Origin of the sequence: Amnibacterium flavum, from assembly GCF_003097495.1 — a bacterium.
Taxonomy (GTDB): Bacteria; Actinomycetota; Actinomycetes; order Actinomycetales; family Microbacteriaceae; genus Naasia; species Naasia flava.
Genome location: NZ_QEOP01000002.1, coordinates 78,484 through 97,398, shown reverse-complemented (window position 1 = coordinate 97,398; position 18,915 = coordinate 78,484). Strand labels below are relative to the sequence as shown.

General features: G+C 68.7%; 19 protein-coding genes. 7 read left to right on the top strand and 12 right to left on the bottom strand.

What is annotated here, in order from left to right:
* Positions 1-74 precede the first annotated feature (74 nt).
* Positions 75-1,289: an amidohydrolase family protein gene (locus tag DDQ50_RS08055; RefSeq protein WP_165829747.1), complete on the bottom strand. Its 1,215-nt coding sequence runs from the start codon at positions 1,287-1,289 to the stop codon at positions 75-77.
* A gap of 348 nt (positions 1,290-1,637) precedes the next feature.
* On the opposite strand from DDQ50_RS08055, the gene DDQ50_RS08050 reads away from it, so the two are divergent.
* Entirely contained in the window at positions 1,638-2,630 is a 993-nt protein-coding gene (locus DDQ50_RS08050) for an adenosine deaminase (RefSeq protein WP_240614306.1), read from the top strand.
* On the top strand, positions 2,617-3,072 hold the full coding sequence (locus DDQ50_RS08045) for a PPC domain-containing DNA-binding protein (RefSeq protein WP_116756255.1): 456 nt from the start codon (positions 2,617-2,619) through the stop codon (positions 3,070-3,072). Before DDQ50_RS08050 ends, DDQ50_RS08045 begins: the two co-directional genes overlap by 14 nt.
* A gap of 500 nt (positions 3,073-3,572) precedes the next feature.
* Here DDQ50_RS08045 and DDQ50_RS08040 read toward each other — a convergent pair whose 3' ends face one another.
* Complete coding sequence (locus tag DDQ50_RS08040) at positions 3,573-5,126, bottom strand: PucR family transcriptional regulator (protein WP_165829746.1); 1,554 nt, start codon at positions 5,124-5,126, stop codon at positions 3,573-3,575.
* 104 nt (positions 5,127-5,230) lie between these two features.
* Between DDQ50_RS08040 and DDQ50_RS08035 the strand changes: the two genes are divergently transcribed.
* Positions 5,231-5,593: a DUF4180 domain-containing protein gene (locus DDQ50_RS08035; RefSeq protein ID WP_116756253.1), complete on the top strand. Its 363-nt coding sequence runs from the start codon at positions 5,231-5,233 to the stop codon at positions 5,591-5,593.
* A gap of 274 nt (positions 5,594-5,867) precedes the next feature.
* On the opposite strand, the gene DDQ50_RS08030 is transcribed toward DDQ50_RS08035, so the two are convergent.
* From DDQ50_RS08030 to DDQ50_RS08010, 5 genes are all read right to left on the bottom strand, one after another.
* The gene (locus DDQ50_RS08030) at positions 5,868-6,266 is read right to left on the bottom strand and encodes a hypothetical protein (protein WP_116756252.1); all 399 of its coding nucleotides are present in this window, start codon (positions 6,264-6,266) and stop codon (positions 5,868-5,870) included.
* Positions 6,266-6,916, bottom strand: a complete 651-nt coding sequence (locus DDQ50_RS08025; protein WP_240614305.1) for an LON peptidase substrate-binding domain-containing protein — start codon at positions 6,914-6,916, stop codon at positions 6,266-6,268. Before DDQ50_RS08025 ends, DDQ50_RS08030 begins: the two co-directional genes overlap by 1 nt.
* A gap of 237 nt (positions 6,917-7,153) precedes the next feature.
* Positions 7,154-7,369 (bottom strand): hypothetical protein, encoded by a 216-nt coding sequence (locus DDQ50_RS08020; RefSeq protein ID WP_133245939.1) that lies wholly within the window; start codon positions 7,367-7,369, stop codon positions 7,154-7,156.
* A 224-nt stretch (positions 7,370-7,593) separates the two neighbouring features.
* The gene (locus DDQ50_RS08015) at positions 7,594-8,430 is read right to left on the bottom strand and encodes a hypothetical protein (protein ID WP_116756249.1); all 837 of its coding nucleotides are present in this window, start codon (positions 8,428-8,430) and stop codon (positions 7,594-7,596) included.
* Between the two features lie 77 nt (positions 8,431-8,507).
* On the bottom strand, positions 8,508-8,738 hold the full coding sequence (locus DDQ50_RS08010; RefSeq protein WP_116756248.1) for a hypothetical protein: 231 nt from the start codon (positions 8,736-8,738) through the stop codon (positions 8,508-8,510).
* A 144-nt stretch (positions 8,739-8,882) separates the two neighbouring features.
* Here DDQ50_RS08010 and DDQ50_RS08005 point away from each other — a divergent pair, with 144 nt between their 5' ends.
* Positions 8,883-9,212: a YciI family protein gene (locus DDQ50_RS08005; RefSeq protein ID WP_116756247.1), complete on the top strand. Its 330-nt coding sequence runs from the start codon at positions 8,883-8,885 to the stop codon at positions 9,210-9,212.
* 26 nt (positions 9,213-9,238) lie between these two features.
* Here DDQ50_RS08005 and ychF read toward each other — a convergent pair whose 3' ends face one another.
* The 3 genes from ychF to DDQ50_RS07990 all read right to left on the bottom strand — a co-directional run bounded on the left by ychF (position 9,239) and on the right by DDQ50_RS07990 (position 12,112).
* Complete coding sequence (gene ychF, locus DDQ50_RS08000) at positions 9,239-10,312, bottom strand: redox-regulated ATPase YchF (RefSeq protein ID WP_116756246.1); 1,074 nt, start codon at positions 10,310-10,312, stop codon at positions 9,239-9,241.
* A gap of 130 nt (positions 10,313-10,442) precedes the next feature.
* On the bottom strand, positions 10,443-10,904 hold the full coding sequence (locus DDQ50_RS07995) for a hypothetical protein (RefSeq protein ID WP_116756245.1): 462 nt from the start codon (positions 10,902-10,904) through the stop codon (positions 10,443-10,445).
* Complete coding sequence (locus DDQ50_RS07990; protein ID WP_116756244.1) at positions 10,901-12,112, bottom strand: MalY/PatB family protein; 1,212 nt, start codon at positions 12,110-12,112, stop codon at positions 10,901-10,903. The genes DDQ50_RS07995 and DDQ50_RS07990 overlap by 4 nt, the downstream gene beginning before the upstream one ends.
* Positions 12,113-12,236: 124 nt before the next feature.
* Between DDQ50_RS07990 and DDQ50_RS07985 the strand changes: the two genes are divergently transcribed.
* Complete coding sequence (locus tag DDQ50_RS07985) at positions 12,237-12,836, top strand: exonuclease domain-containing protein (RefSeq protein WP_116756243.1); 600 nt, start codon at positions 12,237-12,239, stop codon at positions 12,834-12,836.
* A 257-nt stretch (positions 12,837-13,093) separates the two neighbouring features.
* Positions 13,094-14,458: an MDR family MFS transporter gene (locus tag DDQ50_RS07980; protein WP_116757352.1), complete on the top strand. Its 1,365-nt coding sequence runs from the start codon at positions 13,094-13,096 to the stop codon at positions 14,456-14,458.
* Between the two features lie 130 nt (positions 14,459-14,588).
* Here DDQ50_RS07980 and DDQ50_RS07975 read toward each other — a convergent pair whose 3' ends face one another.
* Positions 14,589-16,139, bottom strand: coding sequence for a CoA-acylating methylmalonate-semialdehyde dehydrogenase (locus DDQ50_RS07975; protein ID WP_116756242.1), 1,551 nt, complete (start codon positions 16,137-16,139; stop codon positions 14,589-14,591).
* An 82-nt stretch (positions 16,140-16,221) separates the two neighbouring features.
* On the opposite strand from DDQ50_RS07975, the gene DDQ50_RS07970 reads away from it, so the two are divergent.
* Positions 16,222-17,670: a DNA recombination protein RmuC gene (locus DDQ50_RS07970; RefSeq protein ID WP_116756241.1), complete on the top strand. Its 1,449-nt coding sequence runs from the start codon at positions 16,222-16,224 to the stop codon at positions 17,668-17,670.
* 114 nt (positions 17,671-17,784) lie between these two features.
* On the opposite strand, the gene glpX is transcribed toward DDQ50_RS07970, so the two are convergent.
* A complete protein-coding gene (gene glpX, locus DDQ50_RS07965) occupies positions 17,785-18,792 on the bottom strand; it encodes a class II fructose-bisphosphatase (protein WP_116756240.1) in 1,008 nt (335 codons plus the stop codon).
* Between the last annotated feature and the right edge of the window lie 123 nt (positions 18,793-18,915).

Below are 18,915 nucleotides of genomic sequence, written 5' to 3'. Positions count from 1 at the left end.
TCCTTTCAGGAATGCGGAATGGATGCTGTTGGTGCGGAGGTGGGACGAGGGGACGTGAGCGAGGGGGCGCCGGATCAGTCGGGCAGCGACCCGGCGGCGAGCACACCACGGGAGACGACGGCGACGAGGTTCTCCACGCGGAGCGACTCGATGTCCTCCCAGGGACGGCCCTTGATGACGATGAAGTCGGCTCCGAACCCCTCGGCAAGGGTTCCGACCTTCTTCTCCATCCCGACAGCGGCGGCCGCGTCGGAGGTCGCGGCGATGAGCGCGCGTTCGGGAGTCCAGTCGAACTTCTCGGCCATCATCCGGATCTCCTGGTGCTGATCGCCGAAGCGCACCATCGATCCGTTCGCGTCGGTTCCGAGCACGAAGCGCACGCCCGCGCGGCCTGCCTCGGTGAACTCGGCGTCGCGTTCGGCGACGACCGTCTTCGCCTTCTCCTGCGCCTCGACCGAGACGGGCAGTTTGCCTTCTGCGATGAGGTCGTTGATCAGGAGCGTCGGGGCGATCGAGATGTTGCGCGCGAGGAGCGCCTCCCACTGCGAGGGCACGATGCCGGTGCCGTGCTCGATGGAGTCGACGCCCTCGTCGAGGGCGATCTGCACACCCTCGGTGGAGTGGGTGTGCGCGGCGACGAGCATGCCGAGCGCGTGGGCCTCGTCGATCGTGGTGCGGATCTCGTCGAGTGTCTGGTTGCGCCAGCCGACCTTGTCTCCGATGGAGAGGACTCCCCCGCTGGTGTAGATCTTGACTCCGGTGGCGCCCTCGCGCGCCCAGTGCCGGACGAGCTTGCGGCACTCGTCGGGGCTGTCGGCGACGGGTCCGCGAATCTTGTAGTGCGGCGGGATGAAGAGGTCGCCGTGCCCTGCCGTCATGCCGACCTGTCCGTGCACGAGCAGGCGGGGTCCGGGGAGCAGCCCGGCGTCGAACGCGCGAGCCGCGGCGAGCTGGATCTCGTCGCCCGCGAGGTCGCGGAGGGTCGTGATGCCGGCGGCGGCGGCACGGCGGGCGTTGGCCGCGACGTGCAGGGAACGCTCCTCGGGAGGCGTGATGAGCGGCCAGGAGGCGAAGTCGGCGCGGGCGCTGCCCGCGTAGGCGCCGAGGTGCACGTGGGTGTCGACGAGGCCCGGGATGATGCTGTACTCGCTCAGCGAGGTGTCGCCGGCGGAATCATCGACCGCGGTGATCCGGTCGCCCTCCCAGGCCAGCGTCCGGGTGCCGAGCGCGGTGCGCCCGTCCCAGATCGCGATGCCGCCGATGCGGACCGAATCCTGCGTGGTGATCACGGTGGTTCTCCTCCGTCGTCGCGCTGTGCTGCCGATGCGGCGATCCGTAAGCCTCGGTCGCGGCAGGAGCGCACCGCCAGTCAATCAAGCGGTCGAAGCCGGACGCCATGACGACGCCTCCAAAAAAGGAGGCCTCGTGCACCCGTCCACCTTGGCTGATCGACCAATCACGTTTCACTGTGGTTACGTCATGTTCCGGCGAGGTTTCCGTTCGTCGATCCGCACCGAACGAAGACCGCGGTGACCCGGTAGACCTTGGCGGATCCGACGAATACCCCGCCATCCGCGTGTGGTTAAGTCGATTCCGCCAGGGCGTCCAACCGCCTCGCGCGAGCTCGAAAGGACGCCGTGCTCCCCGTCGCAGAACTGCACATGCACATCGAGGGATCCCTCGAAGCGGAGACCCTCGTCACGCTCGCCCGGCGCAACGGGATCGCGCTGCCGAGCTACGACCCCGACGTGCTCCGGGCCCGGTACGTCTTCGACGACCTGCAGTCGTTCCTCGACATCTACTACGAGCACATCGCCGTCGTGCGCACGGCTGAGGACTTCTACGACCTGGGCCGCGCCTACCTCACCCGCGCCTCGGCCGCGGGTGTGCGTCACGCGGAGATGTTCGTCGACCTGCAGTCGCACACCGCGCGAGGGATCGCTCCGGCCGCCGTGTTCGAGGGGCTGGGCGCCGCGATCCGGGATTCCCGCGCGGACACGGGGATCTCATCGGCGCTGATCCTCAGCTTCCTCCGCGACCTCGGCCCCGAGGCCGCGGCGAGCACGCTGTCGGCCGCGCTGCCGTTCCGCGACTCGTTCATCGGCGTCGGACTCGACTCGGCGGAGGTCGGCTACCCGCCCTCGCTGTTCGAGGCCGTCTACCGCCGCGCCGCCGCGGAGGGGTTGCACCGGGTCGCGCACGCCGGCGAGGAGGGCGGGCCCGACTACGTCTGGGAGGCGCTCGATGTGCTCGGCGTCGAACGGATCGATCACGGCAACCGCGCCATGGAGGACCCGGCCCTCGTCTCACGGCTACGCGACGCGCAGGTGCCCATCACGGTCTGCCCTCTGTCGAATGTCGCCCTCAAGACCGGACCGGCCGACCTGGCCGATCACATCCTGCCCGCGATGCTGGCGGAGGGACTGCTCGTGTCGATCAACAGCGATGACCCCGCGTATTTCGGCGGGTACGTCGACGACAACTTCGACGCGATCCGCCGGTCGCTGTCATTCGACTCCGGCCAGCTCGCCGAGCTGGCCCGCAACTCGTTCGAGTCCGCGTTCCTGACCGACGCGGAGAAGGCGGCGTTCATCGCCGAGATCGCGGAGACCGCCGATGTTCGCAGCTGAGCTCTCCATCGGCCGCCGCTTCCTGGTGGTGCTCCAGCCCGGGGACGAGGTGCTCGAGGGCGTCCGCGAGTTCTGCCGTCAGCACCAGGTCGGGCAGGCCTACCTCTCTTCATTCCTCGGCGCGTATACGACGGCCACACTCATCGGAACTGCCGACCCGATCGAGGACGAGGACGCTCCGCTGCCGAAGAGTGTGACGTTCCGGAACCTCGAAGGGGTCGGCTCGGGCACGATCGTGACCGTCGACGATCTCCCCGTGCCGCACATCCATGTCGCGCTGGGCGAGAAGGGCGATCGGGCGGCCGCGTACGCCGGTCATCTGCTGGCCGCGACGGTGCAGTACGTGACGGAGATCGTCGTCGAAGAGGTCCTGAGCCCGCGGCTCACGAAGCGTGCCGACCCCGCAGCCCGCGGCCTGGCGAACATCGCCATCGCCGACTGACCCCGCGGCCCTTCGCATCGCTCCGCTCAGCGGGCGGGCAAGCGCCACCACCCGCACATCCACCGCGAGCGGCCGAGCCCGCCCCGCCCGCTGAGCCCGTCGAAGCGCACGCTCCCCCACCCCGCCCGCTGAGCGCAGCGAAGCGAAGGGCCCCCTCGCCGACGCCGCTCTCCATTTCGACGAGCTCAATGAGCGAGCCCCGCCCGCTGAGCCCGTCGAAGCGAACGCTCCCCCACCCCGCCCGCTGAGCGCAGCGAAGCGAAGGCCCATCCACCAAGGTTTCTCCATTTCGACGAGCTCAATGAGCACCCCCCGCCCGCTGAGCCCGTCGAAGCGATCGGCCACCCCACCCCGCCCGCTGAGCGCAGCGAAGCGAAGCGAAGGGCCCCCTCGCCGACGCCACTCTCCATTTCGACGAACTCCATGAGCAAGCCCCCGCCCGCTGAGCCCGTCGAAGCGATGCCCTTCATTTCGACGGGCTCAATGACCGAGCGCGGGCGCTATTGCGGGAGGCTGGCGACCGCGAGGAACAGGTCGACCCGGTCCGCCATCCGGCCGAGGTCCCGAGCGGTGAGCGCCTCGATCCGGCCGACCCGGTAGCGCAGCGTGTTGACGTGCACATGCAGGGTCGCGGCGGCGTTCTGCCAGGAGGCCCCGGCATCCAGGAACACGCGCAGCGTCTCGACGAGGTCGGATCCGTGCCGCGCGTCGTAGTCGATGAGCGGGGCGAGCAGCCCGGTCGCGAACCGGGTTCGCACCTGCTCGGGGAGCAGGTCGAGCAGCGCGTCGTACGACACCGGGGTGGACCGCATCGCCCACACCATGGGTCCATCGCCGGATGCGGCACGCATGCGGGTGCGCGCCGAGGCGACCGCTCCCCCGAGCTGACTGATGCTGAGGGTCCGCTCGCTCACGCCGATGCGCATCTGCCGGGAGCCCAGCATCGCCTCATGCCGGCCGGCTGATCGGCCGGCCGTCTCGATGAGGGCTTCAGGGGTGACCTCGGAGCCGCTGACGAACAGCACCGCCTCGTTGCCGTACTCGGATCCGACGACGCTGGTGCCGATACCGGCGAGCATCGAGCTGACCGCCTCGAGGACGGCGCGCGGCGGGTACAGGTCGTCGTCGACGGCTGCGGCGACGACGGTGACCGGCTCGAGCGGATCCGATCCGAGGAGGCGCAGACGGGCGGATGCTTCGCCGGGCGAGAGCGAGTCGGCGACGAGGAGGTCCACCAGGTCGGCCGCCTGCGCGTCCTCGGCGCGACGCCGACTGGAGGCGAGTTCGAGTTCGACCCGGACGACGACGAGCAGGGTGCCGACGACGCGGGACAGGTCGGCCGACCAGGACCGGTGGTCGCCGGCGCAGACGAGATAGCCGATGGGCTGGGCCCCGTCGGTGAGGATCGGCCACGCGGTCGAGGCACCCGAGCCGGCGTCCTCGACGACGGCGACGCTGCCGCGTTCGGGGAGCATGCGGTTCCACACGCGCGCGACGCGTTCGGAGGACGGCGACGTGCCGGCGAGCGCGGTGACGACTCCACTCGACTCGAGGACGCAGCTCTCGACGCCGAACTCGTCGAACATGAGGCGGAGCGCGGCCTGCACCCCGGCACCTGATCCGAGTGAGTCGAGGAGGCGACGCCCGACGACGAGGCTCCGCGACGACGCCTGTCCTTCGGGGTCGGCGAGCGTCGAGTCGATGTACTGGGTGACCGACTTGAACGAGACGTCCTCCCGGAGGGTGAGGAGGACGATCCCGTACTCGCGGCAGATGTCGGCGAAGTAGTCGGGGATCGCTCCGAGGACGATGCGTCCGATGACCAGGACGGCGACGCCTTTGTCGGCGAGGGCGGAGACGAAGGTGCGGGTGCTGTCGACCCCGGTGTGCCAGAGGGCGCCGCTGAGAACGAGGTCGCCGGGTGAGAGGAACTTGCCGGGGTTCGGCAGGTCGATGATGTACGAGCCGTGCACGTCGCGTTCGAGCATGGACGGCGTCGCCCAGACTTCGGAGAGCCCGAGCGACTCACGCGCGAGCAGGTCGGCGACCCTCATGAGCGGTCTCCCTCCGACTCCGGGGATCGAGTTTATCGCCCGGGGCGCTGCCATCCGGAGGTGCGGCCTGCTCACTCCGGCGGCGCTGTTCCTAGAGTTGTGGCATGCATACCGAGGACTACGGCGATCTGAGAGTCGTCTTCGTCGACCCGGACGGACCGCTCATCTCGACGGGCGGGCAGGCGAACGACCTGATCGGAGATGCCTGGGGTTCGGAGGCGACCGTCATCGCCGTTCCGGTGGAGCGCCTGGATCCGGCGTTCTTCGAGCTGCGGTCGGGGCTCGCGGGCGAGATCGCGCAGAAGGTCGTCAACTACCGGCTGCGGCTGGTGGTGGTCGGCGACACCTCGGTCTACGAAGCGAGGAGTTCGGCCCTGCGCGACTGGATCTGGGAGTCGAACCGCGGCACGCAGGTCTGGTTCGTCCCCGACCGCGCAGCCCTGGCCGCCCGCCTCACCACCCCCTGACCCATCACCGCACCCCCGCCACTGCACCCCGCCCGCTGAGCCCGTCGAAGCGAACCCCACCGGCACCCCGCCCGCTGAGCGCAGACCCACCCCGCAGGAACCTCCGCCCGCTGAGCCCGTCGAAGCGAGACCCCACAGGCACCCGCCCGCTGAGCGCAGCGAAGCGCAGACCCACCCGGCAGGAACCTCCGCCCGCTGAGCCCGTCGAAGCGAGACCCCACTGGCACCCCGCCCGCTGAGCGCAGCGAAGCGCAGACCCACCGAGAACGAAGCCTCAGTCCGCCGACAGCTGACTGATGGCGGGCAGAGTCAACGGCATCCGTTCGGAGGCCCAGGCGTACTCGAGTGCCGCGAGCCGCCCTCCCTTGACCCAGAGGAAGATGTCTCCGATCTGCTCGGAGTCGACGGGGTGGCTGCCGTCGCGGTAGACGCCGTGGGCGCCGACGATGTTGCCGATGTCGCCCGACTTCGTGCTCTCGTCGTGGTAGAGCGGGGCGTCGTCGGCGACCTGGATGTCGAAGCTCGGCGATCCGGGGAACCAATGGGCGACGTGAAGTGCGGAGGGCAGCTGCGCGCGCAAGGTCGCGTATCCGGGCAGGTCGGCCCGCAGCATGTGCTCGATGAGCGCGCGTTCGGTGGGGTTGAGCGGCCGGTACCGCGTCTTGGGCAGCATCAGAGTTCGCGCAGTTCGTCGTCGAGGTCGTCGTCATCGTCGCCGAGGGAACTGGTGATCGCTTCGAGCGCTCCGAGGGTGAGGCGCTGCACCTCGGTGAGGAGCACGTCGAGGGTTTCGGCGCGGAGCAGCGAGATCTGGTCGAGCTCGCCGATCGGTGCGACTCCCGCGAGCTGCCATGCGGCGGAGACGGGGTCGTCGACGAGTTCGACGTCGGAGCTCCAGCGCTGTTCCTCGAACTCGCTGGCCTGGGCGAGTGAGCGGCGGACCACCTTCTCGGTCTCGTCGAAAAGCGGCTGGTAGGCGTCATCCCAAACGAGTTCGGGGAGGAATCGGACGCGGGCGCGGGGGTAGGGGTCGTCGTCGAGCCATTCCTCGACCTCGAAGCGTCGGGTGCCTTCCGCGACGACACCGACGAACCCTTCGCCTTCGAGGAGTTGCGTGATCTTGGCGACGGAGCCGACGTCGAATCGATGCTCGCCGCCTCCGACCTCGGTACCGCGTTCGATGAGGACGATGCCGAACTCGGAGGTCTCATCTTCGAGCACCCGGGCGAGCATCACGAGGTAGCGCTCCTCGAAGATGCGGAGTACTGCCGGCATCGAGGGGAACAGCACGGTGCCGAGCGGAAACATGGGGAAAGCGGACACCCCACTACCCTGGCACCTCACCTTGAGCGATGGATGGGACCTGCCAGCACCTCACTACAGCGGACACCCTGCCCGCTGATCCCGCCGAAGCGCCCGCCCGCTGAGCGAAGCGAAGCGATCCCGCGTCCCCGCCCGCTGAGCCCGTCGAAGCGCCCGCCCGCTGAGCGAAGCGATCTCCGCACCCCGCCCGCTGAGCCCGTCGAAGCGAGACTCGGTGTCAGAGAAGCGGCAAACCCGTCAGCCCACTACCTCGGTCTCGGCACCGATCCGCTGAAGCTCGGTGCGCAACTCCTCGTCGTTGAGGCGTCCGGCCTGATGGTCGGTACGGACGTCGAGGAAGTCCAGCAGAAGACGCGCCGCCCGGCGAGGGTCTCTGCGCTCGAGGCCCATGATCAACATCCGCACGTACGCGAGAGTGGCCGAGACGGATTCAGCGGGCAACACGAAAGACACGACCAGGATCTTGGCATCCCCCACCCGAGAAACCTCTGGGGACCCCCGATCCAGTCGTCAAGAATTCACCGCTGCCCACGTCGGACACCCAATCCCACTCGGATATTCCGAGCACATACGCACGTTCCGGCGCCTGCAACGTGCGTACAGCTAGCGCCTCTGCGCTCATCCGACATCCCCGTTCCACGCGCAATCCCAGGTGGCGGGTTTCATCGGCAGTCAGCTCACGAGTAGGGCGCGAACTCGCGCGTTCGACCCCAGCGACGCCATCCCGGCACCTTGAGGAACCCGACCGTCGATTCGTCGGCGAGCGCCGACAGTTCTCGGCCGTCGGCGAGGTGCACGGTGACCGCGACCCGGCCCAGTGCGCGGGTCTCGTCGACGCGGCCGGCGATCACGGCCTGGAGCATCGCAGCCGACAGTGCTTCGGACTCGGGAGAGACGCGAAGCGACCAGCGCGCCCGGGATTGTCCGATCTGGATGTTCAAAGCGTGATCCGCGACCATCCAGAACCCTGCTGCGTCGGCTTTGTGCGGCTCCACCGATACGACCGGTCGCCCGTCGTCGGTCAGGAAGTCGACCGATGCGTGCTCGCGCACCTGCTGCCAGGCGGCTTCCGCCAAGTCGAGGACGAGTCGTTGCCGCTCAGCCAGCTCGGCCCCGACGGGCGGGGGAAGCTGGCCGCCGTCGAATTCGTCGCGCCCGCCCTGCAGAAGGTAGGTGTCGGGATAGGCCGACCGGATGGACGCCGCGACGCCGGCTTCCTGTCGCCGCATCGCGACGACGACGATGAGTGTGACCCCGACACCGACGACGAGAACGACGGCGTTGCTCGAAGCGACGAATCCGAGAAGAGCGAGAACCGTGCCGACCAGCAGGATCGCGCCGGAGATCTGATTCGCGAAGCGATCCTCCGACGGGCGGTGCGACCAGTGGTACGCCAGAGCTGCAATGGCGGGATCCGGATGGATCTTTCCCGCTTTCGCGAGGCGGAGCACCTCTCCCCGAGTCTCGCGCCCGATGCTGCGCCAGGTCGGTGTTCCATCTCCGGCGGTAGGCACGCTCCGATCGTAGTTCGTCCCCCTCGCCTCAGCTCGGGCTCCCTGCAAACTCCCGCGCCCCACACCACCTGGGCTGACTACTGGACGACCCCGAGAGATGCCACGATCACGGCCGCGACGCCCAGCAGCATGAACAGCACTCCGGCAACCCGAAACAGGAGCGGCGCCCGCGAGGCGCTGCCGGAACGAGCCATCCCGATCTGCCGCCGCGCCGCGTCGAGCATCATCTCGGGGTAGCGCGCGAAGACAAAGCCGAGCGCAACCGCCAGCACACCCCAGATCAGGACGAAGACCTGCGGTCCGGTCATGCGTGCACCAAGGCTCTGGAGCGAGGGTCAGACGGTGAAGCGGGACTCGACCCGGTTGTCGTCATGTGTCGACCCCTTCCGCGGTACTCCGTCGTGCGTAATCCTGGGCTCTGCTGGATGGTCTGGCAAGGAGAGGATTCGAACATGCCCCGCTTTCTCACTATCGGCTACGGCGATGAAGCCGGATATAACGCCACTCCTGCAGCGGTGCGGGACGCCGCACACGCACACGACGCTCGACTCACGCGGGAGGGCGCGATCACCTCCGTGCTCGGCGCGCCCGTTTCTGTCACGAACAAGCATGACCGAGGAGTTACGACCACCCCGGGACCATTCATGCGGGCGGACCTGCCAGTGGCCGGATTCTCGCTCATCGAGGCGGAATCACTCGAAGACGCCGTGGCGATGGTGTCGAAGACGCCCTGTGCTGTCGCCGACGGCGTGGTCGAGGTGTGGCCTCTACAGGAGGATTGACCTGCCGGGTCGAAGAGGCTTCGCCGTCAGACGTTGAAGCGGAACTCGACGACGTCGCCGTCGTGCATGACGTAGTCCTTGCCCTCCATACGGGCCTTGCCCTTGGCGCGGGCCTCGGCGACCGAGCCGGTCTCGACGAGGTCGTCGAACGAGATGACCTCCGCCTTGATGAAGCCCTTCTGGAAGTCGGTGTGGATGACGCCCGCCGCCTGCGGGGCGGTCCATCCCTTGCCGATCGTCCACGCGCGCGACTCCTTCGGACCCGCGGTCAGGTAGGTCTGCAGGCCGAGCGTCTCGAAACCGATGCGGGCGAGCTGGTCGAGACCGCTCTCGTCCTGGCCGGTGCTCGCGAGCAGCTCGGCGGCATCCTCGGGGTCGAGGTCGATCAGTTCGGACTCGATCTTCGCGTCGAGGAACACCGCCTCGGCCGGTGCGACGAGCGCCGCCAGCTCGGCCTTTCGGGCGTCGTCGGTGAGGATCGCCTCGTCGACGTTGAAGACGTAGATGAACGGCTTGGCCGTCAGCAGGCCCAGCTCGCGGATCGGTGTCACATCGAACCCGACCGTCGAGAGAACCTTGCCGTCATTGAGCAGCTTCTGGGCGGCGAGCGCCGCCTCGAGCACTTCGGGGTCGAGGCGCTTGCCCTTGACCTCCTTCTCGTACCGGGGCAGAGCCTTCTCGATGGTCTGCAGGTCGGCGAGGATCAGCTCGGTATTGATCGTCTCGAGATCGCTCGCGGGGTTGACGGCGTCCTCAACGTGCACGATGTCGGGGTCCGCGAATCCGCGCACGACCTCGGCGATGGCGTCGGCCTCGCGGATGTTCGCGAGGAACTGGTTGCCGAGCCCCTCACCCACGCTCGCGCCGCGCACGATGCCGGCGATGTCGACGAACGACACGGCGGCCGGAAGGATCCGCTCGCTCGAGAAGATGCCCGCCAGCACCTCGAGGCGGGGATCGGGCAGGTTCACGACTCCGACGTTGGGCTCGATCGTCGCGAACGGGTAGTTCGCCGCGAGAACCTGGTTCTTCGTCAGTGCGTTGAAAAGGGTGGACTTGCCGACGTTGGGCAGGCCGACGATGCCGATGGTAAGAGCCACGGGGGTCAAGGTTACCCGCCCGCCGCTCCCGCCCTCGCGCTCAGCAGGCAGGACGACGCCTCAGCAGGTGCGGATGCCGGAAATCCTCCTGCTGAGGCGGGGAGTTTCCTGCTGAGCGCGAGGGAGGTGGTCAGGGGGAGGCGATTGCTCTGCGGCGGGGTTCGTCGTTGCGCAACCAGGAGCGGAAACGGGACTCCGACAGGAGCGCACCCTCGGACGAATAGGTGAAGTCGACGGCGTAGACCCCCTCGGACACCGCCCACTGGGGCATCCGGACCAACGGCTGGAAGAGCAGCCGGGAGGACAGCGTGATCACATCGGAGGAGCCGTGCAGCGGCACGTGCACGACGGCCGCGACCCGAGTCTCCACCGCGCGGATCGAGGTGTAGTCCTCGCGCGGCATCACATCGAACCGGCCGAGGTTCAGCGACCACGACACATCGCCCGAGACCGAGGCCAGGTAGTGCGAGCTGAGCACCCGGTCGAGCACGTCTCCCGCGCAGGCGTGATCCTCGAATTCCCACGCGACCTCGTGCGACTCGACGTCGTCGCCCATCGCGACGGAATCGCGATCCACCCAGACCGTGATCACTCGCCGCCTCGGGCTGCACCGGTCGGCACCAGAACCCCTGCCATGCGCTGCACGATCTCGCGAAGGATCGGCCTCGACGTCGCGATGTTCAGCCGGATATGCCCGACACCCACCTCGCCGAAAGCCGCGCCCGAGTTGACGCGGACCCCCGCCTCTTCGAGCAGGAGGTCGGCGAAGTCCACATCGGCGGGGCCGTCGCCGCGGTAGGCGGAGAGGTCGATCCAGCACAGATAGGTGGCTTCGAGGGGTGCGACGCGGGCCATCGGAAGCGCCTCGGCGAGCTCCTCGAGGAGGACGGCGTAATTGTTCTCGAGGTAATCGCGCACCTGCCGGAGCCAGTCGCCACCAGCCGAGTAGGCCGCGGTGTTCGCGCGGATTCCCGGTGTGCTCGCGCCGTGGCTCGCCATGGGTCCGATGCTCTGCCAGATGACCCGATCGCGGTCGGCGCTCAGGATCAGCTGCGCGCACTTCAGACCCGGCAGGTTCCACGCCTTCGACGCCGACGTGGCCGTGATCGCGACCCGCGCCCCCGCAGCGGACACGCTCGCGAGCGGAACATGACGGTTGCCGAACAGCGTCAGCGGGGCATGGATCTCGTCCGAGAACACCCGGGCGCCATGCGAATCGACGAGGTCGGCGAGCGCCACGAGTTCGTCGCGGCGGTAGACCTTGCCGGTGGGGTTGCCGGGATTGGCGAGGATCACCAGGCCCGCCCCCGCCGACAGCTCTGCGTCGATGCGTTGGAGGTCGAGCGCGAACCCTCCGTGGTCGTCGCGGAGCATCGGAACCTGGATCACCTCGCGACCGAGACCCTCGGGCACGAAGAGGAACGGCATGTACGCCGGAGTCGGAACGATGACGGGTGCGCCCGGGGCCGAGAACTCCGTGATGGCGAGCTCGAGCCCCTTGATCACGTCGGCGAGGGGCGCGACGTCGGCGGGATCGACACTCCAGCCGTACTGCTCGGCGTGCCAGAGCGCCGTGGCCTCGCTCATCGCGGAGACCAGCGAGGGGGCCGGATAGCCGAACTCGAGCAGGCGGGCGGATTCCTGCCACGCCTCGAGGACCGCCGGTGCGGTGCCGAAATCCATCTCGGCGACCCACGCACCGAGCACCTCGGGATGGGCGGATGGGTCCCACTTGACGCTGCCCCGTCCGCGCAGTTCATCAGCCGACAGCGCGTCCCATTCGTGCGGATCGGTGGTCATCGCGAGGTCACGTCAAACACGGTCACCGGTCCATCCTGTCACCCGCGCCCGACACGCCCGGGCGCTTCCCGGCGCCCGGCGGGGCGGTCCGGCGAAGTCGGAGGCGCGTGCCAGGCTCGCCGACGTGCCGATGGATTTCACCGCGATCGATTTCGAAACCGCCAACCGCTCCAGCGCCTCCGCGTGCTCGGTCGGCATGGTCAAAGTGCGCGACGGGCGGGTCGTCGACACGGCATCCTGGCTCATCGTCCCCCCTTCGCCGCACGACTGGTTCTCGGAGTGGAACACCCGCATCCACGGCATCGAAGCGCACCACGTCGAGGGTGCGCTCGGCTGGGCCGAGCAGTTCGACGACCTGATCGACTTCGTCGACGGCGATGTCTTCGTCGCCCACAACGCGGGCTTCGACATGGGCGTCATCACGTCCGCCTGCTCCGCCTCCGACCTCGTCGTGCCCGAGCACTCCTACGTCTGCAGCCTCAGCGTCGCCCGCCGCACCTACAGCCTCGACTCGTACAAACTGCCGGTCGCCGCGATGGCGGCCGGATTCGAGGGGTTCCGTCACCACGACGCTCTCGCAGACGCCGAGGCCTGCGCCGCGATCATGGTGCACGCCGGACGGCGACACGGCGTGGAGTCGATCCTCGACCTCGCCGAGATCACCCGCAGCCGCGTCGGCCGCATCGGCATGGCTCTCGCGCCGGTCGAGGTGGCTGTCGCCTGACCCCGGCGGAGGCCCGATCGAGCCGTGGGATATCGAGACGCGGATCCTCTCGACCTGAGCATGCCTCGACACCGCCGAACCGGGAATAGGCCGCTCGCAGACGACGCTGCACCTGGGGTGACTGTCGACCGCCCGTGCTCCCCCGCCATGAATCACCGACGGTGAGCGGCGGCGAGTCGCCTACCGACACCACCGCAGCCCCCACGAGGGCGAGCGTCGGCCTGCGCTCCGAGCGCGGGCCCATCCTGCTCTCCCTCATGCTCAGCACCGGGCTCGTCGCTCTCGACGCGACCATCCTCGCCACCGCGGTTCCCTCGATCGTCGACGACCTCGGCGGCTTCAGCCAGTTCCCGTGGCTGTTCTCCGTGTACCTGCTCGCCCAGGCGGTGTCGACGCCGATCTACGGACGCCTCTCCGATGTTCTGGGCCGCAAGCCCGTGATCCTCATCGGCATCGGACTGTTCCTCGTCGGCTCGATCCTCTGCGGATTCGCGTGGAGCATGCCCGCCCTCATCCTCTTCCGCGTCGTGCAGGGGCTCGGTGCCGGCGCCATCCAGCCGACCGCCATCACCATCGCCGGCGACATCTACACACTCCGCGAACGGGCCGTGGCCCAGGGCTACCTCGCCAGTGTGTGGGGCATCTCCTCGGTGATCGGCCCCGCCATCGGCGGCATCTTCTCCGACTTCCTGTCGTGGAGGTGGATCTTCTTCGTCAACGTCCCACTCGCCTTGATCGCGGCGTTCATCATCGCCCGCAACTACAAGGAGAAGGTCGAACGCGGCACGCAGCGCATCGACTACCTCGGCGCGGCGCTCCTCGCCTCCGGCACGACCCTGCTGATCCTCGGCCTCCTCGAAGGCGGCGAGGCATGGGCCTGGAACTCGTTCTGGAGCATCGCGATCTTCGCCGGGGCGGTGGCCCTCCTCGTCGTCTTCGTCCTCGTCGAGCGCCGGACGGAGCACCCGATCCTGCCGCTGTGGGTATTCCGGCGACGGGTTCTGCTCGCGAGCAGCCTCGTCTCGGTCGCGACCGGCGCCATCGTTCTCGGGCTGTCGTCCTACATCCCCACCTACGCGCAGGAGGTGCTCGGGGCGACCGCCCTGATCGCCGGTTTCACCCTCGCGCTGCTGACGATCGGCTGGCCGATCGCCGCGTCCCTCGCGGGTCGGCTGTACCTCCCGCTCGGGTTCCGGGCGACCTGTCTGATCGGCGCCGGGTTCGTGCTCGGCGGCACCGCTCTGACCCTCACGCTGGGTGGAGCCTCCGAGATCTGGTTCGTCGCCCTCTGCTGCCTCGTCATCGGGCTCGGGATGGGTCTGCTCGTCGCGCCGTCTCTGATCGCGGCCCAGACGAGCGTCGACTGGGGCGAGCGCGGGGTGGTCACCGGAGCGAACCTGTTCGCCCGGTCGATCGGCAGCGCGGTCGGGGTCGCCGTCTTCGGGGCGATCATCAACGCCTCCACCGATTCCGGAGCGGGAACGCCGACGCCCACCGAACTGGTTTCGGGCATGCACGTCGTGTTCATCACCATCACGGCGATCGCCGCGGCGGCGGCGCTGGCCGCCGCATTCATGCCCGGCCGCAGCCGCGAGCACACCCTGGCCACCACCGGCGCCTGAACGGCCGGCTCGCCCGACCACGTCAGGTCCCGCCCTGTCGCTCAGCAGGCGGAAATGCGCTCAGCAGGTCGAATCGGACGGATTCCGCCTGCTGACGGCGCTTCCGCCTGCTGAGCGAGAGGACCGAGCGTCAGGAGTTCTGGGGGAAGCCCAAGTTGATGCCGCCGTGGCTGGGGTCGAGCCAGCGCGAGGTGACGGCCTTCTGGCGGGTGAAGAAGTGGAACGCATCGGGGCCGTACGCCTTCGTGTCGCCGAAGAGCGAGTTCTTCCAGCCGCCGAACGAGTAGTAGGAGACCGGGACGGGGATGGGCACGTTGATGCCGATCATGCCCACCTCGACCTCGTTCTGGAATCGGCGCGCGGCTCCCCCGTCGTTGGTGAAGATCGCGGTTCCGTTGCCGAACTCGGACGAGTTGATCAGCTCGACCCCGTCGGCGTAGGTGGCGACGCGCACGATCAAGAGGACGGGACCGAAGATCTCGTCCGTGTAGACGCGCGACGTGGTCGGCACCTTGTCGACGAGGGTGGGTCCAAGCCAGAATCCGTCGGCCTCGCCATCGGGCTGCACACCGCGACCGTCCACGACGAGGTCGGCTCCGTCCTCGACCGCGAGGTCGAGGTAGGACGCGACCTTGTCGCGGTGCTCGCCCGTGATGAGCGGACCCATGTCGCAGGAGCGGCGGCCGTCGCCGACCTTCAGGGTGGCCATCCGCTCGGTGATCTTCGCGATCAGCGCATCCCCCACGGTCCCTACCGGCTCGGCCGCCCCGTCGCTGCGAGACGCCCGGGAACCGGCGGGCAGGGGCCCATCGACGATCACGAGGACCGAGATCGCCATGCAGCGCTCCCCCGCAGAGCCGAAACCGGCGTTGATCGCAGCGTCGGCCGCGAGGTCGAGGTCGGCGTCGGGCAGGACGAGCATGTGGTTCTTCGCACCGCCCAGCGCCTGCACCCGCTTGCCGTTCCTGGCTGCGGTCTCGTAGATGTACTTCGCGATCGGAGTCGACCCGACGAAGGAGATCGACTTCACGTCGGGATGCTCGAGCAGGCCGTCGACCGCGAGCTTGTCGCCGTGCAGAACATTGAAGACGCCGTCGGGCAGGCCCGCCTCGGTGAGGAGGGACGCCATCCAGTTCGCCGCGGACGGGTCCTTCTCACTCGGCTTCAGCACGACCGTGTTGCCCGCGGCGAGCGCGATCGGGAAGAACCACATCGGCACCATGGCCGGGAAGTTGAACGGGGAGATGATGCCGACCACCCCGAGCGGCTGACGCAGCGAGTAGACATCCACCCCCGTCGACACGTTCTCGGAGTACTCGCCCTTCAGAAGGTGCGGGAACGACAGGGCGAACTCGACGACTTCGAGGCCTCGGGCGATCTCGCCGGCGGCGTCGGAGAGGACCTTTCCGTGCTCCGAGGTGAGGATCTCGGCGAGCTCGCCCTTGCGGGCGTTGAGCAGCTCGCGGAAGGCGAACAGGATCTGCGAACGCTTGGCGATGGAGGTGTCGCGCCAGGCCGGATAGGCCCGCGACGCGGCAGCGACGGCCGCCTCGATCTCGGCCGGGTCGGCGAGCACGACCTCGTGCTGCACGACCCCCTTCGCCGGGTCGAACACCCGTCCCGTACGCCCGCTGGCGCTCGCGTGGGCCCGACCGTCGATCCAATGCTCGATGAGAGTCATGCCGACACTCTATTCGCGCGGGGTTCGCGGGCGGTGGCGTGCCCCGCCCGCCGATGTCGGAGGGTCGGGAGACACTTCCTGCATGGAGATCGTCGTCACTCTCATCATCAGCCTGCTCGTCGGAATCGCCCTCGGCGGTCTGGTCGGCTGGCTGCTCGCGAAGCGTGCGACGCCTATCGTCGAAGCCGGCGAAGACCCGCAGCTGGTCGAGGCCCGTCACCAGGCCGAGATCATGGCGCTCCGTGCTGACGAGGCCGCGGCCAGGGCCGCGCTCGAGGCGAGCCACCTCGAGCGGCGCAGCACGGAGGCGATGGAAGCCGCCGGCGTGCACAGCCGACTCCAGTCCGAGATCTCCGGTCTCACCGCGCGTCTCGAGGGCCTGCAGGGCGAGGTGGTCAGCCGCGAGCAGCGCTACCGCGAACTCGTCGCACGCCATCAGGCCGAGGCCAACGCCCAGAAGCAGCGCGACCTGGCCGAGAGCCAGGTGCTTCAGGCGCTCACCCCCGTCCAGGAATCCCTGCGCACGATGCAGGCCAAGGTCCACGAGATCGAGACCCAGCGCTCCCTGCAGCACGGCGAGCTCGCGCAGCAGCTGCGCACCGCCGCCGAGTCCGAGGAGCGTCTGCGCAGCACGGCCGAGTCCCTCGCCTCCGCCCTCCGCTCGAACAGCACGCGCGGGGTCTGGGGCGAGACGCAGCTCCGCAGCGTCGTCGAGTCCGCCGGCCTCCTCCACCGCGTCGACTTCGACGTGCAGGCGAGCATCACCTCCGACTCCGGCCACGGCCGCCCCGACATGGTCGTCCACCTGCCCGGCGGCAAGAACATCGCCGTCGATGCGAAGGTGCCGTTCAACTCCTACCTCGAGGCCGCCGCCATCGGCGCCGACGCCTCCGAGGCCGAGCTCGCCCGCAAGGCCGTGCTGATGAAGGCGCATGTGAAGGCGGTCCGCGACCACATCACGGCCCTCGGCAGCAAGACCTACTGGGACGGCCTCGACGCCAGCCCCGAGATGGTCATCGCCTTCATCCCCAGCGAGTCGCTCGTCTCCTCGGCACTTGAGGCCGACCCGTCGATCATGGAGTTCGCGTTCAGCCGCCGCGTCGCGCTCTCCTCGCCGGTCACCCTCTGGTCGGTGCTCAAGACCGTTGCGTTCAGCTGGCAGCAGGACGTCGTCACGCAGGAGGCCAAGCAGTTGTTCGACCTCAGCCGCGAGCTGTACTCGCGCCTGGCGACCATGGGCAACCACGTCGCGAAGATGGGCCGCTCCATCGAGAGCAGCGTCAAGGCCTACAACTCGTTCGTCGGCTCGCTCGAGCGCCAGGTGCTGCCCTCGGCACGCAAGCTCAACGCGCTCGACGAGTCGAAGGTCCTTCCGACGCTTGACGGCATCGAGGAGGCGCCGCGCGAGCTCACCGCGTTCGAGTTGACGACCGTCGAGCACGAGCTCGACGCCGTCGCGCCGCACCAGCCCGAGCTCATCGACCTCGGCGCTGTGCTCCCGGGCGTCGCGCGCGACAGCAAGACCGCCTGACCTGCACGGATCAGGACATCGGCGCGGATCAGGACGATTTCGGCACGGATCAGGACCGGATCGACGATCCGTCCTGATCGGTGCAACGCAACCTGATCCGTGCAGACGCGGGTGTCAGGCCTCGACGTCGTCGATATCGCCGAGCCACTTCTCGGCGAGATGGTCGGCGATCACACGCCGGACGGTGCCGGAGCGTGAGCGCAGCACGATCGACTCGGTACGGATGATGGGGCCTTTGCGGCGGACTCCGTCGACGAGCTGGCCGTCGGTGACACCGGTGGCGACGAAGAAGGTGTTCTCGCCTTTGACGAGTTCGTCGTTGCTGTAGACGTAATCCATCTTGAGCCCGGCGTCGATGCCGCGCTGGCGCTCGGCGTCGTCCTTCGGGGCGAGCACCCCTTGGATGAGCCCGCCCATGGCCTTGATGGCGCAGGCGGTTGCCACACCCTCGGGGCTGCCGCCGATGCCGACGCAGAGGTCGAGGCGGGTCTCGTAGCGGGCGGCGTTGATGCCGCCGGCGACATCGCCGTCGAGGAGCAGCCTCGTGCCGGCGCCCGCGGCGCGGATGTCCTCGATGAGCTGTGCGTGCCGGGGGCGGTCGAGAACGGCGACGACGATGTCGTGCACGTCTTTGCCCTTCGCCTTGGCGAGCGCCCGGATGTTCTCGCCGATGGGCTTGCGGATGTCGACGACCCCGATGCCCTCGGCGCCGCAGACGATCTTGTCCATGTAGAAGACGGTGGAGGCGTCGAGCATCGACCCACGGTCGGAGACGGCGATCATCGAGATGGCGTTCTGCCGGCCGGCGGCGGTGAGGGACGTTCCGTCGATCGGATCCACGGCGATGTCGCACGAGGGGCCTCGCCCGTTGCCGACATGCTCGCCGTTGTAGAGCATCGGCGCCTTGTCCTTCTCGCCTTCGCCGATGACGATGACCCCGTCGAAGTTGACGGTTCCGAGGAACTTGCGCATCGCGTCGACCGCGGCTTTGTCGGCCGCGTTCTTGTCGCCGCGGCCGATGAACGGCACCGCGCGGATGGCCGCCGCCTCGGTGGCCCGGACCAGCTCCATGGCCAGGTTCCGGTCGGGCTGCGAGTAGACGAGCGTGTCGTGGTGGGCCATCTGCGTCCTCCAGCCGGGTGCAACCATCGTCGGTCGCCGTGACTCCGAGCCTATCGCCACGCCCTGGACGCCTCGACGGCAGGTTCGGCACGTGCTCGACACCCTGCTCCGTGTCGCCGAGAC